Source organism: Streptomyces sp. NPDC001020 (assembly GCF_053599115.1).
The window spans coordinates 33724-60540 of record NZ_JBSFLQ010000018.1; the positions used below are offsets into that span (position 1 = coordinate 33724).

The window sequence follows — 26817 nt, forward strand, 5'->3', positions numbered from 1 at the left end:
GGAGTGGGCGGTGGTGCGGCCACTGTTGCCGATGCCGGGCTGGATGCGGCCCGGGCGGTCAGCCGGAGACGTATTGCCGCCGCGCATGGTCTGTTGTCGGCCGGTGGGTTCCGCTCGGTGGCCCTGGGGGAGAGGGGCCTGATGGCCTCGTACGAGGAGCAGGCGCATACAAAGATCCCTCGCAAGGAGCGGCCACTTCAGGGTAGGGGTCCCTGTATGAGCCCAGACATCGACCTCACCGCCCCGAAGTCCGGCGCCCACGCCGTCTTCAAACGCCTGCTGGCCGTGGACTGTCGGCTGTTCGAGTTCGCGGCCGAGCGCAACTGGCCCGGCGCCGGGCCCGTGCTGCCGCGGCTGAGCCGCAGCGCGAACCACGGGTTGCTGTGGTTCGCGGCGGCCGCCGCCGTCGCGGCGAGCCGCACCCCGCGGGCACGCCGTGCCGCTGCCCGCGGGGTGGCCTCCCTGAGTCTGGCGTCCCTGACCATCAACACGCTCGGCAAGCGTTCGGTGCGCCGCCCCCGTCCTGTGCTGGACCCGGTGCCGATCGTGCGCCGGCTCAAGCGGCAGCCCATCACCACGTCCTTCCCGTCCGGGCACGCGGCGTCCGCGGCCGCCTTCGCCACCGGCGTCGCCCTGGAGTCCCCGGCCTGGGGCGCGGCGGTGGCTCCGGTCGCCGTCTCGGTCGCGTTCTCCCGCGTCTACACCGGCGTGCATTTCCCGAGCGACGTGCTCGCAGGCGCCGCCCTGGGCGCGGGCGCCGCGTTGGCGGTGCGGGGCATGGTGCCGACCCGCGCGCAGATAGCCCCGCCGGCCCGCCCCCGCGCCGACGTACCGGCGCTGCCCGGAGGTGAGGGTCTGGTGCTCGTCGCCAACAACGGCTCAGGCACCTCGGACCGCGCCCGCGCGCTGCGCGACGCGCTCCCGATGGCGGACGTCGTGGAGTGCCGACCCGCCGACGTCTCCGCCGAGTTGGAGAGGGCCGCGGGCCGTGCCCGGGTGCTCGGGGTGTGCGGCGGCGACGGCACCGTGAACGCGGCCGTCGAGGTCGCCCTGCGCCACGATCTACCGCTCGCGGTACTGCCCGGCGGCACGCTCAACCACTTCGCCTACGACCTGGGCGTGGAGGACGTACGAGACCTGAGCCGGGCTCTGCAGAACGGCGACGGAGTGCGCGTGGACGTGGGCCGCTTCCGCTCCGGGCCCAGGCGGGGCGTCTTCCTCAACACCTTCAGCCTCGGCGTGTACCCGGAGCTGGTGCGTGAGCGCGAGCGCTGGACGGACCGGATCGGCAGCTGGCCGGCCGGGGTGCTGGCGGCCCTCAAGGTGCTGCGCGCGGACCGTCATCCGCTGCAGGCCGAGTTACAGGGCCGGCCCCACCCGCTGTGGCTGCTGTTCGCGGGGAACGGCACATACCACCGAATGGGGCTCGCCCCGGGCCGCCGGCTCGACCTGGCCGACGGGGTGCTCGACGTGCGGGTGGTGCACGGGGGCCGCAGGCCGGCCCTGCGCCTTCTGTTCGCCGCGCTCGCGGGCCCGCTCACCCGGTCCCCCGCCCACGCCGCGGTCCAGGTCGGCCGGCTGCACCTGAGCGGGGTCGCGCCCGGCACTCTCCTGGCCTACGACGGCGAGGTGGTGGAGGTGGAGGACGAGCTGTGGCTGGAGAAGCTGCCGGAGGCTCTGACCGTGTACCGGCCATTGCCCGGGAACTGACGATGGCACCAGTTCATATGGCAAAGCGGGTATCTCGTCATTCGCCATGCGCAGCATGTGGGTTGGGAAGTGCGGGCGGGCGGCGAGTATCCGGTCCGTCGTGACCTGGGACGGGCGGTGACGCCACACGTCCTCCTGCCGCACGTCGCCTTGTGGCGCACCGTACGGCTCCGGCCTGCGGCACGGCGCGCCCCAGCGTCCCCGAACGGTCGTCGGGGCAGCCGGGACGCGGGAAGGCCGGGTTTGCGAGGCCCCGGAGTACTCAGAGGGAGGGGCCGGACTCCTCGGGCCGGATGCGGCCCCGCCAGGCTCCGGACTCCCCTCCGCGTTGCTCGATGTACTGCTTGAAGCGCTTCATGTCTCCCTTGACGCGCCGGTCGATCACGCCCAGCATGTCGCCGGTCTTCTCCACGGCGCCGCTGGGCTCGACGTCCATGACGAGTTCCACCCTGGTGTGCGTGTCGTCCACGCGCTCGAAGCGGACTGTGCCCTTCTGCCGGGTGTCGCCGGTGGTGCTGCGCCAGGTGATGCGCTCGTCGGGCAGTTGGTCGACGATCTCGGTGTCGAACTCGCGCTGGACGCCGCTGATCTTGGTGGTCCAGCGGTTGTGGCGGTCGTCGAGCTGCCTGACCTCTTCGACGCCCTCCATGAAGTTCGGGAACTCCTCGAACTGTGTCCATTGGTTGTAGGCGGCGTGGAGAGGGACGTCGACTTCCACTGTTTCCTTGACCGTGCTCATCTGCGTCTCCTGTTCGGCTGATCGGCCGCGGCGGGGGTGTGTTACGCCCTGCCGTGGAATCTCGACAGGTGGCGCGAGTACCCCGCTGCGTCCGGTTTACGACCCCTTCTTGGCGGGGGCGGCTTCTTGGCAGGGCGGTGGAGCGACGGCGCAGGCGAAAAGGTAGTCCGGTCAGCCAAGGGTTCCGGCCCGGGCGGCCTATCTGGGTGAGGGTCTGCCCGCGGCGGGCCGCGATGTCGTTCAGGTCCCGCAGGGGTCGGCATCTGTTCGCCGGGGAGTGTGCACAAGGTCGCTTTAACTAAGATCACCACCAGGCCCAAGACGGTATAGATGCTCTATTCACCCAGTTGGTACGGCGTCACTTGTGGGCTCCTCTTGTTGGCGCGGCGGGGAGCCTAGCGCGGCAACGAGAGACCACATCGTCCGGGGTCGGCGTCCTGCCAGCTCAGCAGACATCCGCATGCGGGATCTTCCAAACTGGTACTCCGTGCCGGATGAGACAGCCCTTGTCAAGACCGCGTGCGGCGGCTGACACCAGCGGCTGACACCCACAAGCGCGAACAACCGCGATCGACGCCGGACCTCAGTGGGCGATCGGCCGAGGCTCAGGGGACGTTGGCCGACGTTGGCAGACCCCCGTGATCGACCTGATAAGGATGAGCTATCGCCCACCGACCTGCGGTGCGACGGAGGGGTCTCGTCCCACGCTGCCGACCGGGACATGTGTGATCGCGAGGGCCGCGGCATCGTCTTCGAGGTCTTCGGTGTGCCGGAACAGAGCGGCGAGCATGGTGTCCAGTACGACCCCGGGGTTTGGGGGGAGGGGGCCGGTCAGCGGGGGGACGGGGTCGAAGAAGGTGCCATTTCGGTCGCGGGCTTCGATGATGCCGTCGGTGAACATCACGAGCGTGGCGCCGGGGGGCCACTCGAACTCGTCCACCGGAACATCGGGCCCGGCCAGGTCGCCCAGACCCAACGGCAGTGACGGCTCCTCCGGTTCCAGGACGGTCACCTTGCCTTCGTGGACCATCAGCGGCGCCGGGTGGCCCCGGTTCGCCATGCGCAGCACGGAATGGTCGGGGGAGATCTCGACGACAATGGCAGTGACGAAGTCCTCGTATGTGGCATCGGTCTGGCGGCTCTTGACGTCCTGCAATTGCGCTTCCACGCCCCGGACAACGTCGGGCAGGTCCGGCAGATGAAGGGCCATCGCGTGGAAGGAACCCAGCAGGGTGTTGACCATGGTGACTGCCTGCATGCCTTTGCCGCGAACGTCGCCGATCACCATGCGGAGGCCGTAGGGGGTGTCGTGGAGTGCATAGAGGTCGCCGCCGATCAGGGCCTCTTCCTGGGCGGCCTGGTACCGGGTGGCGACGGCCAGTCCTCGGACACGGTCGGGCATGTTCGGCAGCACCGCGCGCTGGACCGCCTCCGCCACCTGGCGGGACGTTCTCAGCTGTTCCCGCTCGCTTGCGAACATCCGGTTGAGGAAGGCCGCGACAACAGTCAGGACGCCGATGGTCGCGAACCCGACGAAATCCGAAGGGGTGGAGAGAGTCTCGCCTCCGCGAAGAACCTGGAGCGCCCCGACCAGGCAGGCCGCCACACCACTGGCAATCGTCCAGGCCAGGGAGAGCATCGGTGCCGCGATCACGGAGACAGCCGCCAGCAGGGGGAACGTTCGGAATTCCGGCCAGGCGAGATCAATGACGACCGCGGCGAGAAGCACGGCGACGGGCAGGCACCGGAACCACCGCATTCTCCTGGAGGCGCGTTCGTGCCGGTACCGCTCCATCCATCTGGCCCTCGGGTCGTCCCGTACCGTTCCGGGCTCCAGTCTCCGGCATGTCCTGGTCCGAGGCCACCGCTGGGGCCCATTCGATGGTGCCAGAGCCCATGGCTGCGATCACGACACGTGTGCCGCATGTGTGACGAGCCAAGCGGTCAGTCACGTCACGGTCGACGTGGGTGTCCAGAAGCATCGGGGCCGCCGAAGGGCACTCAACGACGACCAACGCTGACAACCGTCGACAGCTAAGCCGCAGGTCGCAGCGTTGATCGATTACCCGGCTGCAGGCCAGAGACCCGGGCCTTCACTTCTTCGGCTACTGATCGCAACGTTCTTCGCCCGTGCCCGGGTCGACTGGTTCACGAACTGCTGCAGGTTCTGCTCGTTGCCGTCCGGCAGTCGCTCCGCCATCGGCTGGAAGTGAAGGATCAGCTGGCACTGTTCGTGCCCGGGGCCGGCGCCCACGTCCGCTGACCGGCACGCCCGCCGGAGCGTGGAACACCGGCCCGGCCGGGCCGGTGTCAGGCCGGTGGCGCGGGACGCAGGGCGAGCAGGGCGATGTCCTCCGGTCTGTCGGAGCCGATGATCAGTTCGTCGCAGAAGACGTCGAGCGGGCTCCGGGGAGTGCGGCGGCATGCTGACGGAGTCGGGCCATGGCGTCGTCGAGCGATTCCCCACAGCGCTCGATGAGCCCGTCGGTGCACAGCACCAGGGTGGAGTGGGGTGACAGACGATCGCAGGCCGTGACGCGTGGCACGTGGGGACCCGGAAACCAACTGGTCGTCGCCGTCCGACGGGCACCGGTCGAGCACGGCTTCGCCCACCTCAAGAACTGGCGGGCCCTCACCGAACTCCGCACCGACCCCGTCCACGCCACTCGCCTCCTTCGCGCGCTACTCGTACTGACGAACCTCGCAGTCAACCGCTGACAGACGATCTACTCCGCAGGCCGCCGCCCTCGACTTGATGGGCAAGTAAAAGGTTGCCTATCCTGTGGTCGTGGCCGACGACCTTTTCAAAGCCTTGGCCGACCCCACCCGCCGCATCATCCTCGACGTGCTATCGGAGAAGTCCGGACAGACTCTCTTCGAGATCTGCTCGCGGCTGAGCACCGAGCACCAACTCGGCATCTCTCGCCAGGCGATCTCTCAGCACCTCGCCCTGCTGGAGGCCGCCGGGCTCGTCGAGACCAGGCGGGAGGGCCGCTACAAGTTCCACGACCTGAACACAGCCCCGCTGCGGCAGATCACCGAGCGATGGCCCGTGCCCGACACCTCCGGACCAGAGAAGAGCACCCCATGAAGATCCATCTGACCAGCGTCTTCGTCGACGACCAGGCCAAGGCCGAGCACTTCTACACCGAGATCCTCGGATTCGTGAAGAAGCACGACGTCCCGCTGGGCGAGCAGGCCCGGTGGCTGACCGTCGTCTCGCCCGACGAGCCCGACGGCACCGAACTTCTCCTGGAACCCGCCGGCCACCCGGCCGTCAAGCCCTACCGCGACGCGCTCGTCAAGGACGGCATCCCGCTCGCCCAGTTCGCCGTCAACGACGTGAAGGCGGAGTACGAGCGCCTGCGCGGCCTCGGCGTCCGGTTCACCCAGGAGCCCCTGGACATGGGCACCATCACCACCGCCGTCTTCGACGACACCTGCGGCAACCTGATCCAGATCGCGACCCGGTCGCAGTAAGCGGTCAGCCTCGTGCGAGGGTCCGGCCGCCGCCGCTCCCGCGTCAAATGATCTACTCCGCAGACGGTCGGCGTCAGTACCCCGAGCAATGGTCACCAGCCCTTTGACCTGCGACTTCAAGTCGGCGGAGGCTCCATTGTGCGCACCGGCCGGAGAGCGGACTCCACCGTGGTGCGCACCGGTGGGCGGGGGAGCGCCGTGCATCGGGCACTGCGCACCGGTGCGCACGCCGCGCGCACTCCCGGCTCATCAGCGACCAGCGAGCATGACACTGCTGTCGATTTGACGAGCAGTCAGCACGTGGCTCTCTGCCTCATTCCGAGGTGCGCTGCGTGATCATTTGCCGGCACTGCCGTGCTCGGTCTCCCGCTGCCCCCCGTGATGGAAAAGAGCGTGGACTCCACCATCGCCCGAGCCCACCATCACGCCACAGGGGCACCTTTTCAAGGCACGCATGTTCACCGAGTCGATCGCGCAATGGAACCAGTCCAGGTCGCCTCGGGAGCCGAGTTCGTCAACGACTAGGCGGTGGAGCTTGGCCCACACCCTGGCTTTCGTCCACTCGGTGAACCTGCGGTGGGTCGTCGCACCGTACGGCCCGAACGACGCGTCAGGTAGCTGCTGCCACGTACAGCCCGATGTCGCCACGAACACCATCGCCGCCAGCACCTCCCGGACCGTGGCGGCGCCGGCCACCCCCCTGAGGCCGCGACGGCGCCTCCGGCGCCACCCGCTAGAACAACTGCCACAACTCATCCGGCACCAGCCGCTCAACGATCCCCACGCCGGCAGGCTACCGACCTCAAGGAGAAGGCCCGCAGTCAGCGGCCCATTCGGCGCTGCTCGTCGAACCGACGCAGCACCCGTACGAGACGCCACATTCCGACCGTCGCTCCGAGCAGTGCGCCCCCCACCAAAACGCCCTTCTTCGCTGAACCAGAGGCACCAAAGGCTAGTGTGGCAGTCAGAGCGACGGCGAAGACCGCCGCGGCCAGCACGACGGCAGTCACGAGGGCGAAAACGATCTCCACCGTCATTGCGTCCTTTTCCCACCGCGACTCACGCCCCATGTCCATGCTGCAAGTCTCACATCACGGTCAAGCTATGGCGCATGGTTTGGACAGCCTGACTCTCACGTGCGGAGGCGCACTGACCAATTGAGATGGCTAGTAAGGCGTCGACCCGGAGCCGAACGGCCACGGTCTCGGGCGCTCACGCGGCGGGCTGACCACGAAGTTGCACTTGGCGGTAGAGCAGGGCAGAAGCCGCTGTCCCTGCTTGTCACCGCAGGCCAGCGGCACGACAATCCCCAGTTCCAGCCAGTTCTGGACGATATCCGGGTACTCGGAACTGGACCTGGTCGGCCTCGGACCAAGCCCGACAAGGTCTGTGCAGACAAGGCGTACGTCTCGCGCGCGAACCGCGCCTTCTTGCGCCGACGTGGCGTGAAGTGCACCGTCCCGGATGAGGTGGACCAGATCCGCAACCGCCGTAAACTCGGCTCTCGCGGTGGCCGCCCGCCGAAGTTCGACAAGGGTGACTTCAAGGAGCGGCACGCGGTCGAGTGCGGGATCAATCGGTTCAAGCGCCACCGCGCGGTCGTCACAAGGTACGACAAGCTTGCTGTCCGCTGTCCGCTGTCCGCTGTCCGCTGTCCGCTGTCACGCGACCGTGCTGGTCGCCGCCATCAACGAATGGCTGTAACCGGCACGCGACCACGTCTCACGCCCACACCGCTTTGACCACGGCGTGGCCTGCTGAAGCCGCCCGCCCGTAGAACCCTTGGAGGTTCCTGTGATGGTCGAGGAACTCCTGCCTGACCTGTGGATCTTCCCTGACGCGGCCGCCAGCGACGTTCCAAAGCTCGTCGAAAGAGACAGTCGCGAGGAAGCCTGCGGCCTGTGACACCCCAGGCGGCTCCAGAATCATCAGGGGCGGGTTGGAGGGGTCGGCATCAGCACTGTGTGCTACAGGACGGCCGCCGTAAATCGGCAGCCCCCAGGGCTTGTCGGCGTCTGTATCGAGGACGTCGGCTGCAGCGTAGAGGTCATTGACGGAGCTGCAGACCTTGTCGATCGAGTCGGCGATACCTGCCGCGTATTCGGCGGGGTGGTTGTCCCACGCCTCGGACATGAACGCAGCAAGCCACGTGTGGTCGTCCCGGATCTCTGATTGCGTGACAGCCCGAAGGTGTAGATAGATGCTCACCGCGACGAGTCCCCAGTTCGGCGGCCCGCGTGTCGGGCCGAACGGACGGAACTTACTCGACGGCACTGACGGCGAGACGCCCCGTCTCCTCACGCGGGATGCCTGGCGGTGCCAGGACACCCTCCGAAACCCGAGCGCCGTGTTTCGTCGAGATCGACCACTGTGGACGGGTAGCCATCCATACGGAACTTTCGCAACATGCCTAGCTTGCGGCCGGAGGTGTCGAGCCGGTAGGGCACTTCGAAGGCCGTGTTCCAACCGTCCAGGTGTGCGGAAAAGCGCTCTTCCGCTTCCGACGGGCCGAAGCCCAAATACTGGCCGATCTCGGCCCAGGAGCTGCCCTGCTCCCGTTCATGTACTACGGCCGAGATCAACGCACGCTCCGCGAGCACGATGAGCTGGAACGCCTGCCTGACCCGGCCCCCGGCCCCAGGACTCGTCGTGCGAGCCGGTGCCACGGATGGTCGACCCATGCGAGGTAGCTTCGATGACGTCGCCATGACCGTGCTATTCCCTCTCCTTCATGCCACACATGATGTCGACGCCCTCACTATTGGAGTCGGTGAGGAGACCTTGCCCGAAGCCTTCCGGTGGCGCTCAACCTGCGCTACCTGCAGAAGACGGGGATCGAGACCGGGGCTGCCACGGGCTCTGTCGGCCTGCAGAGCCTCGCCAGCGCCGTCTCCAACGCCGTGATCGCCGCCTGGTTCTTCGCCTGGGCAGGACGGCACCACGCCGAAGTGCACCTGCACCTGCCCGCAGGCCGGTATGTGCTGCCGGCCATCGCCCTTTGGCGGGTGCCGCCGCTCCGGGTGCCTTCCTCGTCTTGACCGGACTCGATAAGATCCAGTACTACTTCATTATGAAGCATGTAACTAACCCTGATGGACTCACCCGCGACACAGACGGGCTGTTCTATGACCCCCAAGTCCGCGCATCTATCGACGAGTTTGCGGAAGGAGGGGACACGCTCCGCCTGGAGGCGGCGGCCGCCGCGCGTGCTGCGCACAAGTCCGTCGAACGGCTCCGCACTCAGGGCACGGAAGGCCGAGGTCTCAGCACGGGAGCCGTCGACGTCCTGCTCCGGCTGCGCAGCCTCGGCACGGCCGGTGCGAATCTCGGTGACCTCGCACGCTCCGCAGGCATGACCCCCCGCAATGCCACCGGCCTGGTCGACACGCTCGAACGCCAAGGACTCGTCCAGCGCGACCCCGATCCCTCAGATCGCCGATCCGTCCTCGCCCGCATCACCCCCGCCGGACTGGCGTGGCTGGACGAGTTCCGGGTCCCGACGCAGCGGGCGATGGCGGCGCTGTTCCACGGATTCACCGACACCGAACTTCACCAGCTCCGCCACCTGTGCCTACGGCTCGTTCAGAACCAGCAGCGCATCACCGCCCACCTCACTGCCACCGAAGGGACCACCACCGCATAAGTTCACCGACGACCGCTGGGAGATCGTGCAAGGGCGGGACAGTCCTGAGCCAGCGATAGCGATGGCCTGTGCGCGCCGTGCGTGGACGCGGCGAGCGTTCGCGCCGAAGCCGAACGTGTCGCGCGGGGCCAGGCAGAAGAGACTGCCGCACAGGAGGCGGCCGAAGCAGAGACGAAGAAGAGTGGCGGCCCCTTCGGACGACGCCGGTAGTCGTGGGCAAGCCCAAGGGGAACTTGGGTGAACCGCTGCGGCCAGGGTGGGCAAGCCACCCTCGGACAGCGGCTACCCACCCCGGCCGGGGTGCGGTGAGTGCTGCTTCCCCGGCCGGACATCCCGGCCGCATCCAGCGCAGGAGGACGCCGTGCGCAGTTTCGCGACAGGTCAGACGGTCGTACGGCGCGACGTGCACCGCTCCAGGCGGGTGCAGCGCGTGGCCGATCGTCGCCTTCGGCAGACCTCACCGTGGGCGGCATCTCCGTGCCTGACACCACCAGCAACCCGCAGTCCAGCCCGCGCATCGTCGCGCTGTGCCGATCGACCAGGTACTGGGACGCCTCGCAGAAGCCAACCTCTGTCGAGACCGCAGCCGGCCGCATCGTCCTGGCCTCCGGCTGCAGCCTCAAGGAACTGCACCCCCTGTGGGCTACCACCGCCCAGGCCAGCCGACTCAAGCCGATGCTCGGCAGCTTGCACCTGCAGAAGATCCGCCTCGCGGAAGAAGTTGTCGTCAATCCCGGCGGCTACATCGGCGGGAGCACCTACCGCGAGATCGCCTACGCCCGCAGCCCCGGCAAACCGCTCCGCTATCACTCCGTTATGGGCAGGCACTCGGCGAGGAGGCCGACGATGTCGCGCCAGGCTCGCTGCGCGTGCCGTGGGTGGTAGCCGACGCCGGGGACCACGGGATGGTCGACTGGCGGGTGGTGGAAGGCGTGCAAGGCGCCGCCGTAGACGACGAGACGCCAGTCGACGCCCGCAGCCTGCATCTCGGCGGCGAAGGCGTCCCGTTGAGCGGGCGGCATGATCGGGTCTTCCGATCCGACCCCGGCCCACACCGGGCAGCGGATGCGCGCCGTCTCGCCAGGTTGGCCCGTGGTCAGTGCGTTGACCGTACCGATCGCGCGCAGGTTGACGCCGTCGCGCCCGAGTTCCAGCCCGATCGCGCCCCCGGTGCCATAGCCGACGGCGGCGATCCGGTCGGGGTCGGTCCGCGGCTCGGCGCGCAACACGTCGAGCGCCGCGTGGCCGATGGCCCGCATCCGGTCGGGGTCGGCGAGCAGCGGAATGCAACGGGTCAGCATCTCCTCGGGGTCACTCAAATAGCGCCCGCCGTGGAGGTCGAAGGCCAGTGCTACGTATCCCAGCTCGGCGAGCGCGTCGGCCCGGCGGCGCTCGACGTCGCTGAGCCCCGGGCCTTCTGGTCCGAGCAGTACCGCGGGCCGACGGTCGACATCGGCTGGGAGTGCGAGGTACCCGATCATCGTCAGGTCGTCGGCCTGGTACTCGACCGTGCGCGTTGTAATCGTCGTCATGAGACTGGACGGTAGTGATCGGCGGGCCCGGTAGGGCCGAGGCTCTGCTGCTGGCAGAACAGCGTGGGTCCGAGAAAGTGATGGGGGAGGCGCCACTCGCCGGGCCGGCCCGCCGGGGCGGGCACGACCGGACGAGAGGACGAACGCTGTGGGGCAGGTGTCGGGGAGATTGGCCGCACTTGGCGCGGTGAGGCTACGAGGCCTTGGGCCACGTGTACCTCCCCGCCCGGTGGACCCAAGACAGCAGCACCATCAGGACGGCGGCAAGACCGCCCAGCACCATGACTGTCGAGGGCGAGGAGCGGTCGAGGACAGCCCCTCCGACCAGGGCTCCGATGGAGATGGTGGCCTGGAAGGAGGCAGTGAAGAGGACGGAGGACGCCTCGGGGGAGTGGGGCGCGGCTTTGGAGAACCAGGTCTGCGAGCAGACCGGCACGGCTCCGTAGGCGACGCCCCAGACGACCAGCAGTGCCACCGCTCCTACGTCCGACCCGCCGAGGACGGGGAGGAGCAGGGTCGCACCGGCGATCAGCGCGGCGGCCGCGGCGAAGGTGGCCCGCGGATAGCGTCCCACCGTGGATCCGCCGAAGAAGTTGCCGGCGATGCCGGCCGCTCCGTAGATGAGCAGGTAGACCGTGATGAGACCCGAGCTCACGTGTGTCACCTGCTCCAGGAAGGGCGTGACGTACGTGTACGTGCCGAAGTGAGCGAGCACGACGAGGAAGGTCATCGTCAGGGCGAAGCGGATGTTGACGCTGCGGAGCATGCCGCTGAGGACGTCGAGGCGTGTTGCCTGGTGGGCGGGGAGCGGCGGGACGGCCAGGAGCAGCAGGGCGAGGACGGCCAGCGTGAAGCCGCCCATGGCGAGGAACGCGGTCCGCCAGCCCGCGACGTCACCGATGAACGTGCCCAGCGGCACCCCGAGTACGGAGCCGAGCGGTACCGCGGAGAAGATCACCGAGGTCGCGCGGCCCACGGACCTGGCGGGCACCAGTTGGCCGGCGAGCCCAGCTCCGATGGACCAGAAGCCGCCGATGGTGACCCCCACCATGACGCGGGAGAGCAAGACCAGCCAATAGTTCGACGCGACGGCGGCGAGGAAATTGGCCAGCGCCAGCAGGAGGATGAACACACCCAGCATGACCCGTCGGTCGATCCGCCCTGTGGTCACCGTGACCAGTGGGGCCGAAACCGCGGCCAGGAACCCGGGCATGGTCATCATGAGACCAGCCATTCCGTCCGAGATGGTGAAACTCGAGCCGATCGAGGTGAGCAGGCCGATCGGTAGAATTTCGGTGGTGACGATGGAGAAGATCCCCAGCATCACCGAAATGACAGCCAGCCAGGAAACCAAGGGCGAGCTGTCTGATGGCGCGGGAGATTGGACAGAAGGGGTGGTTTTTGTGGACACGAATTCCGTCCTGAGGTGGGCTTCACATGCGGAGTGCGCCCCCTAGTCCAGCAGGAACAGGTGCCATTTTCTGGCAGGTTCCCGACACCAACAACCACTCCGCCATCAGCTTGAAATGGCCCAGATCCGCCGGCGCAGTCACATCATGCCGCGTAACTGCAGGTGAGAGGGATTTCGCAAGGTGGAGGACGCCGTGGACGGGGTGTCCGGTTACGCCCGCAGGGGGCTGGCCACGGCCTTGCGCAGTCTCTTCCGCGTGCCGGCCGCCAGCGCGCATCCGGAGACCACGGTGACATCGCTGCAGCCAGGCCCGGCGGCGACCGCGGTTACGGCGGCCGTCGGCCCCTGAGTTGGACAGCTGCAAACATCACATCGAATTTGAACCAGCCCTGCCTGCGCTACGGCTGGCCCGTGCCCAACTACGTGATGGGGAAATCAAAGTAGGTGTCTGGATAAGGTTCGCCTTTCAGTGTGTAATGCCACCACTCGCACTCGTAGGAGCTGAAACCGCAGTCTTCCATGATGGAACGCAGGTGTTCACGGTTTCGCGCTTCGACTTGCTCGATCCCCGTCGCGCCATGATGGGAGAGAGAATCCATCAGGTCGTGACCACCCCCCATGGAGGAAAGTTCGCCGGTGCCCAGGTGATACAGCGTCACGTCCACAGTGCTGCCCCGACTGTGGCCCGACATGGTGGCCACGTATCCCATCTCGAACATGTCGGATCTGTCGATGTTCGGATAGTGCCGAGGCTTCGTCCGGCCGTCCTCCGACTGCTGCGACCAGCGCACGAAGCAGTCCACGGCGCGTTGCGGACGGTAGCCGTCCCAGAGCAGCAGGCCGAAGCCGAGGGATCCCGCCTTTTCCTGCGCCATTTCCAGAGCCGCGCACAAGGCCTTCGTGCCGACGATACGATTCGCCAGGTAGCCGTCCACCGGCTTGCCGGTGAAATTGTCCCAGGTGGCGTACTTGGCGTCCCAGCGTATTCCGGGGACGAGCTCGTCCACGAAGACGAAGTCCTCGTTCATCGGAGCTTCCCCGTCCGTGCCAGCGACACCAGGCGGTCGATCACTTCAGCGAGCGGCAGATCTGCAGCCGCCATCATCCTCGGATAACGGCTGTACGAGGTCAAACCGGGAAAAGTATTGACCTCGTTGAGGACTACTTCGCCATCCTCCTTGAGGAACATGTCCACCCGCGACAGTCCCCGGCATCCCAGGGCGCGGAAGACGGCCTTCGCCTTCTCCTGGACGAGTGATCGCGACTCTTCCGAAATGTTGGCGGGAACGATGGCTACGGAGTTGTCGGATCCGGTCTCGGGCCGGTCCTCCTGATGGATCCTGAAGAAGCCGTGGGAGAGTGCGATGTGGTCCACCTGTCCCGCGATCAGGTCCAGCTCGTTCCCGAGGATGGCGCATCCGATCTCGCTGCCGGCGACGGCCTCTTCGATCAGCACTTTCGAGTCGTACTGCCGGGCGTTTTTCACCGCACTCAGCAGTTCCTCTTTCCCGGATACCTTGCTGACGCCGAAGGACGACCCCGAACGGGCCGGCTTCACGAAGACAGGATAGGTGATCCGGTCGGGATCGATGTTCTCGTCCGCCGTGACGGTCCAGAAATTCGGCGTGGCGATTCCCGCGCTTTTGGCGACGAGGTAGGCGAGGGACTTGTCCATGCACAGCGCGGAACTCTGGATGTCGCAGCCGATGTAGGGGATGCCGGAGAGCTCGAGGAGACCCTGAATCGCGCCGTCCTCGCCGAGCTTGCCGTGCAGCACCGGCAGCACAACATCCAGGGCGATCGTCTGGTACCGCCCCTGGTCCAGGACGAGCAGTCCGCGGACGCTCCGGTCCGGTGACAGCACGGCCGGGCGGCAGTTGCCCTTCTCCCAGTCCCCGTCAGGCCCGTCGCAGAGCCTCCAGTCACCGCTCTGCGTGATCCCGATGTAGAACGGCTCGTACTTCTCGACGTCGAGATTCCGCGAGACCTCTCGCGCGGACTTGACGGAAACAGGGTGTTCCTCGGAGCAGCCGCCGAATATGATGCCGACCTTTAACCTAGCCATGCTGATGCCTTCTTTCGAATTTCAGGCAATTGGTGATGGAGTTTTCGACTGTGTCGCTCAGCGCGTGGTCCGTGTAATACGCGGTGTGCGGAGTCATGAGCGCGTTCGGCATCTCCTGCAGCCGCAGCAACGCCTTGCTTTCGATGTGCTTGTTGCGGCAGTCGGCGTAGAAGATTCCTTCTTCTCTTTCGATGACATCCAGCGCGGCACCGCCCAATCGGCCGCTTTCCAGTGCAGAAACGAGAGCCTCGGTGTCGATCAGGGAACCGCGTCCGGTATTGATGATGAAAGCGCCGTGTTTCATCTGCTCGATCCGTTGACGGTCAAGGAGATGATGCGTATCCGTGGTAAGCGGTGTGTGGAGCGTCACGATGTCGCTCAGCCGCAGCAACTCATTGAGGGAAACGTAGTCGGCAGCCGTTTTGGGGTGACGGTCGTAGGCAAGTATTCGTCCGCCGAAACCTCGCAGCCTTTCCATGACTGCCGTGCCGATGCGTCCTGTTCCGGCGACCCCTATGGTCAGGTCGCGCAGTTCCTTTCCGCGCACCTCGTTCAGCCGGTAATCGTGGCGGTCCGAGCGGCGGACCGTGGCTTTCGCGTTCCGTACCGCCATCAGCATCAGCATCAGCGTGTAGTCGGCCACACTGTCGGGTGAGTAGGCGACATTTTCGACGGAAATTCCGACGCTTGTCGCATATTCCACATCGATGTGGTTGTAGCCGATGCTCCGTGTGGAGATGTACGTTACGCCGGCTCGACTGAGGGCGAGAAGTGTGGGATTGGCGATCCGGGTCTTATGGCCTACGCTGATGCACCGATTTCCGGAGGCCAGTTCGGTATTGGCTTCGGATACCGCCGCATCCGTGGTGATGGTTGTGACACCGAAGCGGGGTGCCATCTCCTGGAACAGAGCAGCCTCGTCCTGCCCGCATCCGTAGACAGTGATACCCGTCGCCGGGACGGCCGAGGAGGACGAGGTCGCCGACGATCGGGGGCGGCCGGCCGCATTTCGGGCTGGTTCGCTGTAGGTCATGCCTACAGCCAAGGTGACGGGGTGTTACCGGAGCGTATGCGGTTTTCGATACGCCGACGATATGCAACAGGCCGGTAGCGTCGAGCACATGGCCACGTTGATCGTTCATCCGATTTCGCTTTTCCCACGCCCGTCCTCCGAGACCCGCGAGGCCTCGGCATGATCCCGCTCAGTCTCGGTGAGATCGCTGCGGTCGTCGGCGGGACGATCTCGGGCGACGGCTCCGTGACGGTGACCGCGCCGGCCGTGCTCGACGGCCGGCACGCCGAACAGGGCAGCCTCTTCGTCGCCTTCGCCGGCGAGCACGTCGACGGCCACAACTACGCCGAGCAGGCAGGCCGGGCCGGCGCCGTGGCGGTGCTCGGCTCCCGGCCCACGCCGCTGCCCACCGTCGTCGTCCAGGACGCCCAAGCCGCACTGCAGGCGCTCGCTGCCCACGTCGTGGGCCGGCTGCGCGACGGGCTGACCGTTGTCGGGCTGACCGGCTCGCAGGGCAAGACCAGTACCAAGGACCTGCTGGCGGCTGTGCTGTCGAGCGCCGGGCCGACGATCGCCACGATCGGCTCGTTCAACAACGAGCTCGGTGTGCCGCTCACCATGCTGCGCGCCAACGCGGCCACCCGGTTCCTCGTCCTGGAGATGGGAGCCCGCCATGTCGGCGACATCGCCGAACTCACCGGCCTGGTCGCGCCCGACATCGGCGTCGTCCTCAACGTCGGCCAGGCCCACATCGGCAAGTTCGGGTCGCGCGAGGCCATCGCCAAGGCCAAGGGCGAGATGGTGCGGGGGCTGGCGCCCGGCGGCACCGCCGTACTCAACTCCGACGATCCCCGGGTGGTCGCGATGCGCTCGCTCGCCGACGGTCCCGTGCTGACCTTTGGCCGGACGGTCCACGCCGACGTGCGGATGCTCGACCTGGCCCTTGACCGCCTCGGCCGGCCGTCCTTCAGGCTGCGGACCGTCGCCGCCTCGGCTTCCTTTGTGCTGCCGCTCGTGGGCGCCCACCAGGCGCTCAACGCGTCGGCTGCCGCAGCGGCGGGGCTGGCGGCCGGCGTTCCCCTCGACATGGCCACGGCGGCGCTGGCCACCGCCTCGCTGTCGAAGTGGCGTATGGAGCTGCGCGACCTCGCCGGCAACGCGACGCTGCTCGACGACTCCTACAACGCCAACCCCGACTCGACTCGCGCCGCCCTGGACGCGCTGGCGGCGATCGAGGGCGGGCGCCGCATAGCTGTCCTCGGCGAGATGCTCGAGCTCGGCGACGACAGCGAGGCTGATCACCGCGCCGTCGGGGAGTACGCCGCATCCCGAGCCGACGTAGTGGCCGCTGTCGGCCAGGCCGCCCGGCCGATCGCCGACGGCGTGGGAGAGCGGGCGGTGGTGCTGGCCGACAACGACGCGGCCATCGACTGGCTGCGCGGCCACCTCGCCGCCGGCGATGTGGTGCTCGTCAAGGCCTCCCGCGGGGCGCGCCTCGACCTGGTCGCCGCCGCGCTCGCCTGAGTCACTCGTACGCGGACACCAGGCCGAGGCCGCGGCCGGTGTCCTTGGCCGCCGGCACCAGGCCGGGCGTCCGGTCGGCGGCCGCGCACACGTGGTCGCGGCCGCCGACCAGCGTGAGAGTCGGGCTCATCGCCCGCGCCGCTTCATATAGAGATCGAAGGCCCGATAGACCATCGGCCGCAGCGGCAGGTCCCACTCGCCGACGTACCGCACCGCCTGACCGCCGGTGCCGACCTTGAACTGGACCAGTCCGGCGTACGGGTCGTCGGCGTCGAGGGTGGGGGTGATGCCACGCAGGTCATAGATGTCGCAGCCGGCCGCCAGCGAGTCGCGGATCATCGCCCACTGGCAGGCGTTGGAGCCTCGCACCTCGCGCTTCTCGGTGGAGGAGGCGCCGTAGGAGTACCACGCGTGGGCGCCTACGCGAACCAGGACGGTGGCGGCGACCAGGTCGCCCTGGTGGCGGGCCAGGTAGAGCCTGATCCGCTCGGGGTCCTCGGCGGTCAGCGCCGCGAACATGGTCTCGAAGTAGCGCAGCGGCCGGGGTGTGAAACGGTCGCGCTCGGCCGTGTGGACATAGAGGTCGTGAAACGCCTTCAGGTCCTCGCCGACCCTGACCTCGACTCCCTCCTTGGCCGCCTTCTTGATGTTGCGGCGCCAGAGCTGGTTCATACCCCTGAGCAGGTCGTCCTCGGTTTTGCCGGCCAGCGGAATCTCGTACTTGAACTGTGGATGCCCAACCCCGAAGCCGTCCTTGGGGCTCTGCGGCAGCCAGCCGGCGTTCCTGAGCCGACTGGTCACGCGGGCACCGACCGGGTCGGCCCACTGACTCCGCAGCTCGGTGAGCCGCTGGATGCCCTGGTCGGCTATGCCCTCCTTGACCTGGGCGGCGCTCCAGGTGTCCGTGCACACCGGCGGGCCGAGCCGGATCGCGAACGCACCGTGTGCCTTGAGATGTGCCGCCAGCGGATCGAGCCACGCGTCGATCTCGCCGGCCCAGTCGATGACCGGGCCCTCGGGCAGATAGGCAAGCGTGAAGCGGTCGAGTCGCGGCACTGGACGGTGCAGGACAAGCCCTGCACCGACCAGCCGCCGACCGTCGAACCAGCCGAGGGACTCGCTGCGCCACTCGGTCTTGACACGGCCCCATGCCGGGGTCTGGAGGAAACTGACCGACCGCTGTGTCCGCACGAACGCCAAGTGCTCGGCGGCGCTGATCGGCCCGACGGTCAGACTCCCGCCCGCGGCCCTGGCCCCTCGGTGGTGCGTGGTTCGGCTCACTGGTCCGCCATCCTCACGTCGGCGCTCACGGACGGGATGCTGACGCACCTGGGGTACCACCGGATCTGGGCTGCTGTTCGCGCTGGTTCGCTGTAGGACATGCCTCCAGTCAAGGCAGCGTGGTGTTGCCGGCACGTATGGGGTTTTCGATACACCGACGATATGTTCCGGGGCAACGCCTCACGAACCCCCATGACTTGGGTCGATGCCGGTGAAGTGGGCGGGGACACCGAGGGCGCGTATGGCCTTGGCTTCGGCGATCTGGTCCAGCGGCGAGTTCGGATCGACGTTGCCGGGACGCGCCTTGATCTGCGACAGCAGATCCTGCGGGAGGCGCGGGACGGATCCGGCGGCTTTGCGCGGTGTCACCAGTTGATGCCGGCTGCCACCGGCAGGTGGTCGCTGCCGGTGGCCGACAGGACCCGGGAACTCTCCGGCTTCACTCCGCGGACCAGGATCTGGTCGATCCGCGCCACCGGGAACGTCGCCGGCCAGGTGAAGCCGAAGCCGTCCCCGGCCTGCATCTGGGCCGAGCGCAGCTGCGAGGTGATGCCGTCGAGCGCGCGGTCGTCCATGGTGCCGTTCAGGTCGCCGAGCAGCACCACCCGCTTGCTCCGCTCGGCGGCGAGGGCCTCGCCGAGCGCCTGCGCGTTGCGGTCCCGGCTGTCCGTCCAGAAGCCGCCCCTGGGCATCAGCCGTACGGATCCCAGGTGGGCCACGTACACCGCCAGCGGACCCTGGTTGGTGGCAACCGTGGTGCGCAGCGCCCGGTTGGAGGCCAGCTTGACGTCGGCCGGCTTGGTGGCCCCCAGCGGCCCAACGTCGATCTGGGTGTCGACCGGCCGGGTGTCCGACAGCGGCAGCTTGCTCCACAGCCCGACCGTGCCCTGCACCGTGTGGTACGGGTACGTCTTCGCCAGTTCCTTCTCGTACGTGCCCCGGGCCTGCTCGGTCAGCTCCACCAGGGCCAGCACGTCCGCCCCGGAGGCGGCCAGGTCGCGGGCGGTACCGGCCGGGTCGGGATTGCCCGCGTCGACGTTGTGTTCGGCCACGGTGAGGTCGCCGCCCGGCCGGGACTTGTCGACGAGCAGGTGGCCGAAGAGGTTCACCCACACCACGGCCGGCAGCAGCAGTGCAACCACCGCGGAGACGGAACGGCGCCACAGCGCCCCGATCAGCAGGACGGGTATGCAAAGGCCGAACCACGGCAGGAAGGTCTCCACCAGGCTGCGCAGGCCCCCGCGGTCCGTGATCCCCGGGTGCAGCAGCAGGATCAGGGCGAGCAGCAGCGCCAGAGCCGCGAGCACCAGACCGCGCTTCCAGGGGCCGGGCCGGGAGGCGGCGCGTATCGCCCGGCGGATGCGCGCGCGCCGGACCGGCCGGCCGGTACCGGCGCCGGTGTCCGGGCGGCCGGCGCCGTCCTGCCCGGTCTCCGCCGTGCCCAGCTGAGTCATCGTCCGTCCTTGCTTGCCGTTCGCGGTTGCTGCCCGTACGAAGAGTGAGGTCGACGGATGGCGTGCTGATGGTGCGGTGTGAAGCATGCCGCCAGTCAAAACAGCACGATGTTGCCGACACATATGCGGTTTTCGATACGCCGACGATATGCGCCAACTCGTAGCATCAACAGCATGCGTGTGTTGGTTGTCGAGGACGAACCCTATATGGCGGAAGCCATCCGTGACGGCCTGCGCCTGGAGGCGATCGCGGCCGATATCGCAGGTGACGGCGACACCGCTCTGGAGATGCTGAGCATCAACACCTACGACATCGCCGTCCTGGACCGCGACATTCCCGGACCCTCCGGTGACGAGATCGCCAAACGCATCGTCACCTCAGGAAGCGGCATGCCGATCCTCATGCTCACCGCGGCCGACCGTCTCGACGACAAGGCCTCCGGGTTCGGACTCGGCGCCGACGACTACCTCACGAAGCCTTTCGAGCTGCAGGAGCTCGTGCTCAGGCTCCGAGCACTCGACCGCAGGCGTGCGCACACCAGGCCGCCCGTGTGGGAGATCGCGGGCCTGCGCCTGGATCCGTTCCGCAGAGAGGTCTACCGGGACGGCCGCTATGTGGCGCTCACCCGCAAACAGTTCGCGGTGCTCGAGGTCCTCGTCGCCGCGGAAGGCGGTGTCGTCAGTGCCGAGGAACTCCTGGAACGTGCGTGGGACGAGAACGCGGACCCGTTCACCAACGCCGTGCGCATCACCGTCTCGGCGCTGCGCAAACGGCTCGGCGAACCCTGGCTCATCGCCACCGTGCCCGGCGTCGGCTACCGCATCGACACAGCACCCGGCACCGGACGTGAGGGAGCGGACCGTGGGTAGGGAACCTGGTCTGAGCGTTCGCCTCAAACTCACTCTCAGCTACGCCGGGTTCCTCGTGGTCGCGGGCGCCTTGCTGCTTGCCGCCGTGTGGGTGTTCCTTCTGCGGGGAAGGTCGAACCGCCTTGACATCCCCGATCGGTCCGACTTCCTGCGCGTCTTCGACCCGAGCAATTTTGGCCCGGTCGTCTTCGTCCCGGCGGGGATCCTGGTGCTGGCGTTCTTGCTGGTGTTCGGTCTCGTGGGCGGGTGGATTCTGGCCGGCCGGATGCTCACCCCGCTGATTCGCATCACCGACGCCACCCGCAGGGTGGCGAACGGGCCGCTTTCCTACCGGATCCGCCTGCCGGGCCGCCGCGATGAGTTCCGCGAACTCGCCGACGCCTTCGACATGATGCTCGCGCGGCTCGAAGCACACGTCGCCGAACAGCAGAGATTCGCAGCGAACGCCTCCCACGAGCTGCGCACCCCGCTGTCGGTCTCGAAGTCACTGCTCGACGTGGCCCGCGCAGATCCGAGCCGCGCCACCGACCCACTCATCGACCGCCTCCACGCCGTCAACACCCGGGCCATCGACCTGACCGAAGCATTGCTCCTGCTCAGCCGCGCCGACCGGCGGCCCCTCATCCGAGAACACGTCGACCTGTCCCTCATGGCGGAAGAAGCCACCGAAACACTCCTCTCCCTCGCGGAAAGGCACGACGTCACCCTTGAGACCGACGGCGACATCGCCCCCGTGGTCGGATCGCCGGCGCTCCTGCTGCAGCTGACCACGAACCTCGTGCACAACGCGATCGTCCACAACCTGCCGGAACACGGCAGCGTGTGGGTGACCACGGGGGTCCGCCCCAAGACAGTGGTGCTCACTGTCGAGAACACCGGCGAGCCGATCACCCCGGAGTTGGTCTCGACACTCACCGAGCCGTTCCAGCGCGGCACCGAGCGCGTACGCACCGACCACGCGGGCGTCGGCCTAGGGCTGGCAATCGTCAAGACCATCACCCACACACACGACGGAACCCTCACCCTCACCCCGCGCCCCGCCGGCGGGCTCCGCGTCACGGTGGAACTGCCCACAGCGTCCCCACACCATGGCAGTGGTACGCCGCCACGACCATGGTCGGCGCTGCCCAGACCTGACCGGCACAGGACATCCCCTCACGACTGACGCAACGCCGCGGTGGACGCAGTGGCGTCGATCTCCCACGCATGGAAGGGTCTGGCGGCTCGCGTCCGCCGGTTCCTTGATGCCAGGCGGTTCTGTGTATCGCGAGCGTATCGAAAATCGCATGCGTCCGCGTCGGCGACGAGTGCGGTCGGGTGTTGCGCTCCAGTAGCGGAAAGTTGTCACGGTAGCGGTGGGCCCAGCGTGATGCTGTGGCAGGCGCGCACTGAGGAGCGTTCGGCGGCGCGCCGCACGGATCATCGTTCGATGACGATCAGTCGTGCCAACCGTTCGCGGCTGGCCGGGGTAAGGGGCGTGTGCGGTGAGGCATGCACCACTTCCGATCAGGTGAACAGCGGTGCCGCCATCCAGATTGCAACTCCGATCAGGGTGGCGGCGAACAAGTAATCGATCCATCGCTTCGACCGTTCACTGCGGAAAAGGGCGGTGAGGGCCCGGCCGCCGAGTGCCCAGACGATGAAGGCGGCGAGGTTGTTCAGGGTGAAGACAACCGTGATGACCAGCACTGTGGCGATGTCGTCGTTGGCGGACGGCGTGAGGAACTGCGTGAACATCACCGCGATGATGTAGTACGCCTTGGGGTTCAGTAGCAGGACTATCGCGCCGGCCCAGAACCCGATCCGCTGCTTTCCGACCGGTGCGGCATCCGCCGCGTCCTGTGCCTCCGCCCGACCGGCACGGATGAACGTCACCGCCAGCCACAGCACGTAGAGGCTCCCGACCGCGCTGAGAAGCTTCGCGAGCAAGGGATGCTCGAGGATGGTGGCACCCATCCCGATCCCGATCGCCGCGGTCACAACGAGGGTCGTGACATGGTATCCGGCGAGTGCAGGCTTAGCGGCGCGCAGTCCCTTCGATGCACCGATCGCCGCGAAGAACGCGTTTCCAGGGCCCGGACTGTACGCGAGCGGGAACAAGAAGATCAGGAGCGCGATCAACGTGTCCGCGCTCATGGCTGGTGTCAGAGGGGTCGAGATGTCCACGTACCGAGTTTCTGGAACGACCCTCGCTCGTGCTGGCGGATAACAGACATCACGATGTGGCTGAACGTCCACCGCCTACCGCTCACAACGTGTCGGGGAAGAACGACTAGTGGCTCTGCTCCATAGGTCGACTCGGAAGCACTCCCGAAAGTTTTGCTTTTGTGAAATCCTGTCAAATTATTGGACTAATGTCCGGCATCATGATCAACAAGGCGCAACCCAGCCGGACAGCTCTCATGTCGGCCGCAGCACGCGCAGCACACCTCCTCGTCGACGAGACTCCCTCGATCTTCGCCGACACCCTGGCGCAGACCTTCCTGGGGGAGCGTGCTGAAGAACTCCTCGGCTACCACCAGTCCTATGGCGAGCACCCAGTCCTGTCCGGCGCGCGGACGACGACCGTTGCTCGCCCTGTACCGCAGCGGACGGGCCGCGGACGCCCTGACCCACTACCGGCACGTGCGGGAGCAGCTGGCCGAGGAACTGGGGGTCGACCCCGGAGCGTTCCTGCGCCAGCTGCACCAGCGGATCCTCACCTCTGATCCGGTACTCGCCCTCGCCGCCCCACAGCCGGCCCTCCCCGCCGTGGCCGACGTTCCGACACCTCGCCAGCTGTCCGCCTGCCCGCGCTGGTTCACCGGCCGGGATGAGCAGCTCGCGGAACTCGACAAAGCACTGGACGTGTCGGACCCACCGGGCCGGTCGGTGCCGATCTTCACGATCGGAGGCATCGGCGGAATCGGCAAGACCCGCTTGGTCCTGCACTGGTTCCACCAGAACCTCGACCGCTTCCCGGACGGTCAGTTGTACGTGGACCTGCGCGGCTTCGACCCGTCGGGGGAGCCGCCCGTCGCACCCGCCGTCGCGGTCCGCGCCTTCCTCGCCGCCCTGGGTGTGGCTTCGTCCCGCTGGACGTACAGGCGCAGGTCGGGCCCTACCGGAGCCTGGTCCAGGGACGGCGCATGCTGATCGTGTTGGACAACGCCGCCGACGCCGAGCAGGTGGCCGCAGTGCTCCCAGGCAGTGCCACCTGCACGGGATGCGCGCGAACACGAGGACCGCATCGTGCCCGCCCACATCAAGGGTCCCGCCGACAAGCTGCTCAAGGTTGGCGAGACCGTGAACCTCTGGGACCACCAGCCAGAGGCCAGCCGACCGCTGCTTTGCGCCAGGCCGGCAACGGCCCCACCGCGGCCGACTTCGTGGACATCACCAATCGCGTTGGCGTACCCGTTGCCGTAGTGGACGCGCGAGTTGGCGGCGACGCCGTTGCCGCGCATGCCGTTGCGGCCGAGTTCGTTCTTGTAGAAGTCCCAGGTCACGGCGGCGGCGTAGTGGGCGTCGGCCGCGGCGGTCTCGCGATGGGAGGGGAGGCCGTTGCCCCAGATGTCGGTGGCGTTCGTGAACAGCGTGCCGGTGCCGGACGTACCGCCGTTGAGGTCATACGTCTTGGAGCCGCCGCGCGAGGTGTCGGTGAGGGTGTACGAGGGGGAGGTGCCGAGGGTCACCTGACCGCTGTACATGGTGTTGCCGACGCCGGTTTCGATGGCCTCGTAGGAGAACAGCTCCTTGCCGTTGTCGGCGTCGGTGATGACGTGGCGGCGGCTCGGGGTGCCGTCGGCCTGGGTTCCGGTGAGCACGGTCTCCCAGGCGAGGACGGGCTTGCCGGTGGCGGCCCAGATGACCTTGCGGACGTCGTCCGCCTTGGCGGACTTGGCGGCAGAGGAGGCGACGGCGGACTTGCCCGCGGTGGCGGCGGCGATGGCCGGGGTCGTGCCGGGGACCGATATCGGGGCGTCGGTCGCCTTGGTGGTGGAGCGGGCGCCGTTCTTCTTCTGGTGTACGACGAGGTCGCCGCCGAGGACCGGCAGGCCGGCGTAGGCCTCGCGCTGGGCGTCGGCCGTGGCGGATCCGGGCTGGATGCCGACCACGGCCATGGCGGCGGATGCGATCAGGGCGGCGGCGCGGACGGTGGTGCGGCGGCGCGGACGGTGGTGCGGCGGTGCGCGGAGTGCTGGCGGGTCACGCGGGCTCCTTCGCTGCGAAGCGGGGTGTGGGGGGCGTTGTCGTGGGGGGGGGGGGGCTGGCTGAGAGCGTGCCAGCGAGTCGCACTGATTGACAGGTCTACATCAAGACTTTGACTGACGGTCGCGCGAAGGGCAGTCAACTCCCCCCTGTGCAGGCGAAGGTCCGCGCTCTGACAGGCAGGACATCGCAGCCGGATCTCGCCAGGCTCGACGCCTTCGTGTGGTGGCGCCTCATCCGCATGCTGAGGGAGCGTCACCGGTGGAGCTGGGGCAAGGTCCGACGCCGGTTCGGCTATGTCGGCGGACGATGCCTGCCGGAGGCCTGCTGCCCTCGTCCGGTGTCGCCTGGCGTCAGGTCACCAGTCGCCACCGCCGAAGTCGCCCCCGCCGTCAGAGCCGAAGTCCCCGAATCCGCCCCCGAAGTCCGAGGCGTTGAAGTCTGCGCCGGAGGACTCGCCGCCATCCGGCAGGTCGGGGGCGCTCAGGGAGCCGTCGCGGCCGTCGGCGAAGGCCGAGGGCGCGCTGAGCAGGCTGCCGAGCAGGGTGCCAGCGAGCAGGCCGCCGACCACACCGCCGGCGCCGCCGAAGTAGCCGCCTGCCCAGGGGGCGTAGGCCGGGCCGGCGTTCCAGTACGGCTGGGGGCCCTGATCGGTGGGTACCATGCGCGTCAGCGGCTGTCCGCCCTGACTCACCGCCAGCGCGTCCCCGGCACAGGCGGGCACCATGCGCAGCACCCCGCCTGGCGGGCACCAGTTCACATCGCTGACCGACGGGCCGTGGCGGGGGTCGAAGAAGCACGGGACGCGCCGCTGTGGCAGAGGCGCGCCGGTGCGCCGGGCAGCGAGGACGGCCAGCGCGAAACGGCCCTCGGCGAGGGTCCCGGTGATCGGCTGCACATCCTGCGGACGGATTGCCGCGGCCATTTGCTGTTTGGCGCGGTCGTAGGCGTCCAGGGCGTGGGTGTAGTCGTCGCGCATCACGTCCGTGGCGCCGGGCTCGGACGGCTGGAAGTCGAGGCGGTCCAGTTCCTCGCCGAAGGCGGTGATGTCCTCGTCCACCACCACGCGCAGGGCCTCCAGTTCGGCCCGCTCGCGCTCCGCCCGCTTCTTCCGTGCCCGGCGGTACAGCGCATATCCACTTCCGGCCGCACCGGCAACGACCAGTCCGCCGACCAGCATGCCGGTGGCCGAACTTCCGTTCTCGGAATCGTCCCAGGAGGCGGGGGAGTGACCCGTGGCCTGCTTCAGCGCCTGGTCCACGAACGCGTTCACCTCGGCGGAGGCGTCGGATGAGTACGAGCGCCTCACCGCGCCCTTGAGGTTGTCGACCGCGTTCTTCGGCATCACCTGTCGGTCGGCGCCCGCGTTGAACCCGGTGCCGAGCCGGACCGCGTACACACCGGTGATGCCAGTCAAGGAGCGCAGGTCTCGCAGCACCGTAGCCTGCGGGTACTCGGACGCCTCGGGTAGTACCGCGACGAAGACCGGCTTGTCCGCCTTCTTGATCTTCTTGGCGAGCTCGTCGGCCTCCGCCTTCGGCAACTCGCCATTGACCCGGGGATCGACGTAGACCGGTCCTTTTCGGAACGCGTCCGCGACGGCGGCGGGGCCGGTTTCGGCGGCCGATGCGCTGGCGATCGGCAGGGTGAGCGTGACCGCCGCTGTCACGGCCAGCGCGGCCAGCGGCCGGACCAGTTGGCGGGTCCGTGTGGAAGGGGAGAGCAAGGGAACCTCCTGGTTCACCGAGGCGGCAATGTAAATACTTTACCTAATGCGCAAGTGTGCAATCTCTCCAGAGTGGCGGCTGGGACCGGTGGGCTCGCATGTTGATGTGTCGTGTATTCGCCGGGACTTCACGGCGTTGGTCACACTGAGTAGCCGATTCAGGGTGGCTTTCCGCGGGT

General features: G+C 67.8%; 29 protein-coding genes and 2 pseudogenes. 13 read left to right on the top strand and 18 right to left on the bottom strand.

The features are described 5' to 3' along the window. Window positions 1-216: 216 nt before the first annotated feature. Window positions 217-1710 (top strand): phosphatase PAP2 family protein, encoded by a 1494-nt coding sequence (locus ACWDEX_RS18735; RefSeq protein WP_450464665.1) that lies wholly within the window; start codon window positions 217-219, stop codon window positions 1708-1710. Window positions 1711-1972: 262 nt separating this feature from the next. On the opposite strand, the gene ACWDEX_RS18740 is transcribed toward ACWDEX_RS18735, so the two are convergent. Both ACWDEX_RS18740 and ACWDEX_RS18745 read right to left on the bottom strand, forming a co-directional pair. After that, complete coding sequence (locus ACWDEX_RS18740) at window positions 1973-2449, bottom strand: SRPBCC family protein (protein WP_450464667.1); 477 nt, start codon at window positions 2447-2449, stop codon at window positions 1973-1975. 661 nt (window positions 2450-3110) lie between these two features. Continuing rightward, entirely contained in the window at window positions 3111-4208 is a 1098-nt protein-coding gene (locus ACWDEX_RS18745) for a PP2C family protein-serine/threonine phosphatase (protein ID WP_450464668.1), read from the bottom strand. A gap of 773 nt (window positions 4209-4981) precedes the next feature. On the opposite strand from ACWDEX_RS18745, the gene ACWDEX_RS18750 reads away from it, so the two are divergent. The 3 genes from ACWDEX_RS18750 (at window position 4982) to ACWDEX_RS18760 (ending at window position 5929) form a co-directional block, all read left to right on the top strand. Further along, entirely contained in the window at window positions 4982-5167 is a 186-nt protein-coding gene (locus tag ACWDEX_RS18750) for a hypothetical protein (RefSeq protein ID WP_450464669.1), read from the top strand. Between the two features lie 70 nt (window positions 5168-5237). After that, entirely contained in the window at window positions 5238-5540 is a 303-nt protein-coding gene (locus ACWDEX_RS18755; protein ID WP_450464670.1) for an ArsR/SmtB family transcription factor, read from the top strand. Then, a complete protein-coding gene (locus ACWDEX_RS18760) occupies window positions 5537-5929 on the top strand; it encodes a VOC family protein (RefSeq protein ID WP_450464672.1) in 393 nt (130 codons plus the stop codon). The genes ACWDEX_RS18755 and ACWDEX_RS18760 overlap by 4 nt, the downstream gene beginning before the upstream one ends. Window positions 5930-6370: 441 nt before the next feature. On the opposite strand, the pseudogene ACWDEX_RS18765 reads toward ACWDEX_RS18760, so the two are convergent. Both ACWDEX_RS18765 and ACWDEX_RS18770 read right to left on the bottom strand, forming a co-directional pair. After that, window positions 6371-6659: pseudogene (locus ACWDEX_RS18765) on the bottom strand (transposase); the annotation flags it as partial. Between the two features lie 91 nt (window positions 6660-6750). Continuing rightward, window positions 6751-7005: a DUF6332 family protein gene (locus ACWDEX_RS18770; RefSeq protein ID WP_450464674.1), complete on the bottom strand. Its 255-nt coding sequence runs from the start codon at window positions 7003-7005 to the stop codon at window positions 6751-6753. A 60-nt stretch (window positions 7006-7065) separates the two neighbouring features. Between ACWDEX_RS18770 and ACWDEX_RS18775 the strand changes: the two genes are divergently transcribed. After that, the gene (locus ACWDEX_RS18775; RefSeq protein WP_450464675.1) at window positions 7066-7671 is read left to right on the top strand and encodes a transposase; all 606 of its coding nucleotides are present in this window, start codon (window positions 7066-7068) and stop codon (window positions 7669-7671) included. Here ACWDEX_RS18775 and ACWDEX_RS18780 read toward each other — a convergent pair. Together ACWDEX_RS18780 and ACWDEX_RS18785 are read right to left on the bottom strand one after the other, a co-directional pair. Continuing rightward, the gene (locus ACWDEX_RS18780; RefSeq protein WP_450464677.1) at window positions 7652-8137 is read right to left on the bottom strand and encodes a DUF1877 family protein; all 486 of its coding nucleotides are present in this window, start codon (window positions 8135-8137) and stop codon (window positions 7652-7654) included. The genes ACWDEX_RS18775 and ACWDEX_RS18780 overlap by 20 nt on opposite strands. Before the next feature lie 89 nt (window positions 8138-8226). After that, the gene (locus ACWDEX_RS18785) at window positions 8227-8511 is read right to left on the bottom strand and encodes a hypothetical protein (protein WP_450464678.1); all 285 of its coding nucleotides are present in this window, start codon (window positions 8509-8511) and stop codon (window positions 8227-8229) included. A gap of 216 nt (window positions 8512-8727) precedes the next feature. Here ACWDEX_RS18785 and ACWDEX_RS18790 point away from each other — a divergent pair, with 216 nt between their 5' ends. The 3 genes from ACWDEX_RS18790 to ACWDEX_RS18800 all read left to right on the top strand — a co-directional run bounded on the left by ACWDEX_RS18790 (window position 8728) and on the right by ACWDEX_RS18800 (window position 10457). Continuing rightward, window positions 8728-8967 (top strand): hypothetical protein, encoded by a 240-nt coding sequence (locus ACWDEX_RS18790; protein WP_450464680.1) that lies wholly within the window; start codon window positions 8728-8730, stop codon window positions 8965-8967. Continuing rightward, window positions 8964-9572, top strand: coding sequence for a MarR family winged helix-turn-helix transcriptional regulator (locus ACWDEX_RS18795; protein ID WP_450464681.1), 609 nt, complete (start codon window positions 8964-8966; stop codon window positions 9570-9572). The genes ACWDEX_RS18790 and ACWDEX_RS18795 overlap by 4 nt, the downstream gene beginning before the upstream one ends. A gap of 477 nt (window positions 9573-10049) precedes the next feature. Continuing rightward, window positions 10050-10457, top strand: coding sequence for a hypothetical protein (locus ACWDEX_RS18800; protein ID WP_450464683.1), 408 nt, complete (start codon window positions 10050-10052; stop codon window positions 10455-10457). Here the strand turns inward: ACWDEX_RS18800 and ACWDEX_RS18805 are convergent. Further along, entirely contained in the window at window positions 10379-11104 is a 726-nt protein-coding gene (locus ACWDEX_RS18805; RefSeq protein ID WP_450464684.1) for a dienelactone hydrolase family protein, read from the bottom strand. The two genes, ACWDEX_RS18800 and ACWDEX_RS18805, sit on opposite strands and share 79 nt — an antisense overlap. Before the next feature lie 193 nt (window positions 11105-11297). Then, window positions 11298-12515, bottom strand: coding sequence for an MFS transporter (locus ACWDEX_RS18810; RefSeq protein WP_450464686.1), 1218 nt, complete (start codon window positions 12513-12515; stop codon window positions 11298-11300). A gap of 181 nt (window positions 12516-12696) precedes the next feature. On the opposite strand from ACWDEX_RS18810, the gene ACWDEX_RS18815 reads away from it, so the two are divergent. Next, window positions 12697-12864, top strand: a complete 168-nt coding sequence (locus ACWDEX_RS18815) for a hypothetical protein (protein ID WP_450464687.1) — start codon at window positions 12697-12699, stop codon at window positions 12862-12864. Between the two features lie 70 nt (window positions 12865-12934). On the opposite strand, the gene vanX is transcribed toward ACWDEX_RS18815, so the two are convergent. From vanX to vanH, 3 genes are read right to left on the bottom strand one after another with little or no spacing between them, the layout of a single operon-like run. Continuing rightward, the gene (gene vanX / locus ACWDEX_RS18820) at window positions 12935-13543 is read right to left on the bottom strand and encodes a D-Ala-D-Ala dipeptidase VanX (RefSeq protein ID WP_450464689.1); all 609 of its coding nucleotides are present in this window, start codon (window positions 13541-13543) and stop codon (window positions 12935-12937) included. After that, window positions 13540-14580, bottom strand: a complete 1041-nt coding sequence (vanA-Sc, locus tag ACWDEX_RS18825) for a D-alanine--(R)-lactate ligase VanA-Sc (RefSeq protein WP_450464690.1) — start codon at window positions 14578-14580, stop codon at window positions 13540-13542. Before vanA-Sc ends, vanX begins: the two co-directional genes overlap by 4 nt. Then, window positions 14573-15613, bottom strand: coding sequence for a D-lactate dehydrogenase VanH (vanH, locus tag ACWDEX_RS18830; protein ID WP_450464691.1), 1041 nt, complete (start codon window positions 15611-15613; stop codon window positions 14573-14575). The genes vanA-Sc and vanH overlap by 8 nt, the downstream gene beginning before the upstream one ends. 159 nt (window positions 15614-15772) lie before the next feature. Between vanH and ACWDEX_RS18835 the strand changes: the two genes are divergently transcribed. Next, window positions 15773-17116, top strand: a complete 1344-nt coding sequence (locus tag ACWDEX_RS18835; RefSeq protein ID WP_450464692.1) for a UDP-N-acetylmuramoyl-tripeptide--D-alanyl-D-alanine ligase — start codon at window positions 15773-15775, stop codon at window positions 17114-17116. Between the two features lies 1 nt (window position 17117). Here the strand turns inward: ACWDEX_RS18835 and ACWDEX_RS18840 are convergent, their stop codons facing one another. The 4 genes from ACWDEX_RS18840 to ACWDEX_RS18855 form a co-directional block, all read right to left on the bottom strand. Next, entirely contained in the window at window positions 17118-17246 is a 129-nt protein-coding gene (locus ACWDEX_RS18840) for a hypothetical protein (RefSeq protein ID WP_450464694.1), read from the bottom strand. Further along, window positions 17243-18397: a lipid II:glycine glycyltransferase FemX gene (locus tag ACWDEX_RS18845; RefSeq protein WP_450464695.1), complete on the bottom strand. Its 1155-nt coding sequence runs from the start codon at window positions 18395-18397 to the stop codon at window positions 17243-17245. The genes ACWDEX_RS18840 and ACWDEX_RS18845 overlap by 4 nt, the downstream gene beginning before the upstream one ends. A 180-nt stretch (window positions 18398-18577) precedes the next feature. Next, entirely contained in the window at window positions 18578-18766 is a 189-nt protein-coding gene (locus tag ACWDEX_RS18850) for a hypothetical protein (RefSeq protein WP_450464696.1), read from the bottom strand. After that, window positions 18763-19851 carry an endonuclease/exonuclease/phosphatase family protein gene (locus ACWDEX_RS18855; protein ID WP_450464697.1) on the bottom strand — a complete coding sequence of 363 codons (1089 nt, stop codon included), beginning with the start codon at window positions 19849-19851 and terminating at the stop codon, window positions 18763-18765. Before ACWDEX_RS18855 ends, ACWDEX_RS18850 begins: the two co-directional genes overlap by 4 nt. A gap of 174 nt (window positions 19852-20025) precedes the next feature. Between ACWDEX_RS18855 and ACWDEX_RS18860 the strand changes: the two genes are divergently transcribed. After that, on the top strand, window positions 20026-20721 hold the full coding sequence (locus tag ACWDEX_RS18860; protein ID WP_450464699.1) for a response regulator transcription factor: 696 nt from the start codon (window positions 20026-20028) through the stop codon (window positions 20719-20721). Further along, window positions 20714-21886 carry a sensor histidine kinase gene (locus tag ACWDEX_RS18865; protein ID WP_450464700.1) on the top strand — a complete coding sequence of 391 codons (1173 nt, stop codon included), beginning with the start codon at window positions 20714-20716 and terminating at the stop codon, window positions 21884-21886. Before ACWDEX_RS18860 ends, ACWDEX_RS18865 begins: the two co-directional genes overlap by 8 nt. Before the next feature lie 341 nt (window positions 21887-22227). Here the strand turns inward: ACWDEX_RS18865 and ACWDEX_RS18870 are convergent, their stop codons facing one another. Next, complete coding sequence (locus ACWDEX_RS18870) at window positions 22228-22887, bottom strand: LysE family translocator (RefSeq protein ID WP_450464701.1); 660 nt, start codon at window positions 22885-22887, stop codon at window positions 22228-22230. A 360-nt stretch (window positions 22888-23247) separates the two neighbouring features. Here ACWDEX_RS18870 and ACWDEX_RS18875 point away from each other — a divergent pair. Next, window positions 23248-23361, top strand: a pseudogene (locus ACWDEX_RS18875) (BTAD domain-containing putative transcriptional regulator); the annotation flags it as partial. Window positions 23362-23687: 326 nt separating this feature from the next. On the opposite strand, the gene ACWDEX_RS18880 reads toward ACWDEX_RS18875, so the two are convergent. Both ACWDEX_RS18880 and ACWDEX_RS18885 read right to left on the bottom strand, forming a co-directional pair. Further along, the gene (locus ACWDEX_RS18880) at window positions 23688-24824 is read right to left on the bottom strand and encodes a hypothetical protein (protein WP_450464702.1); all 1137 of its coding nucleotides are present in this window, start codon (window positions 24822-24824) and stop codon (window positions 23688-23690) included. 446 nt (window positions 24825-25270) lie between these two features. Then, window positions 25271-26638: a hypothetical protein gene (locus tag ACWDEX_RS18885; protein ID WP_450464703.1), complete on the bottom strand. Its 1368-nt coding sequence runs from the start codon at window positions 26636-26638 to the stop codon at window positions 25271-25273. Between the last annotated feature and the right edge of the window lie 179 nt (window positions 26639-26817).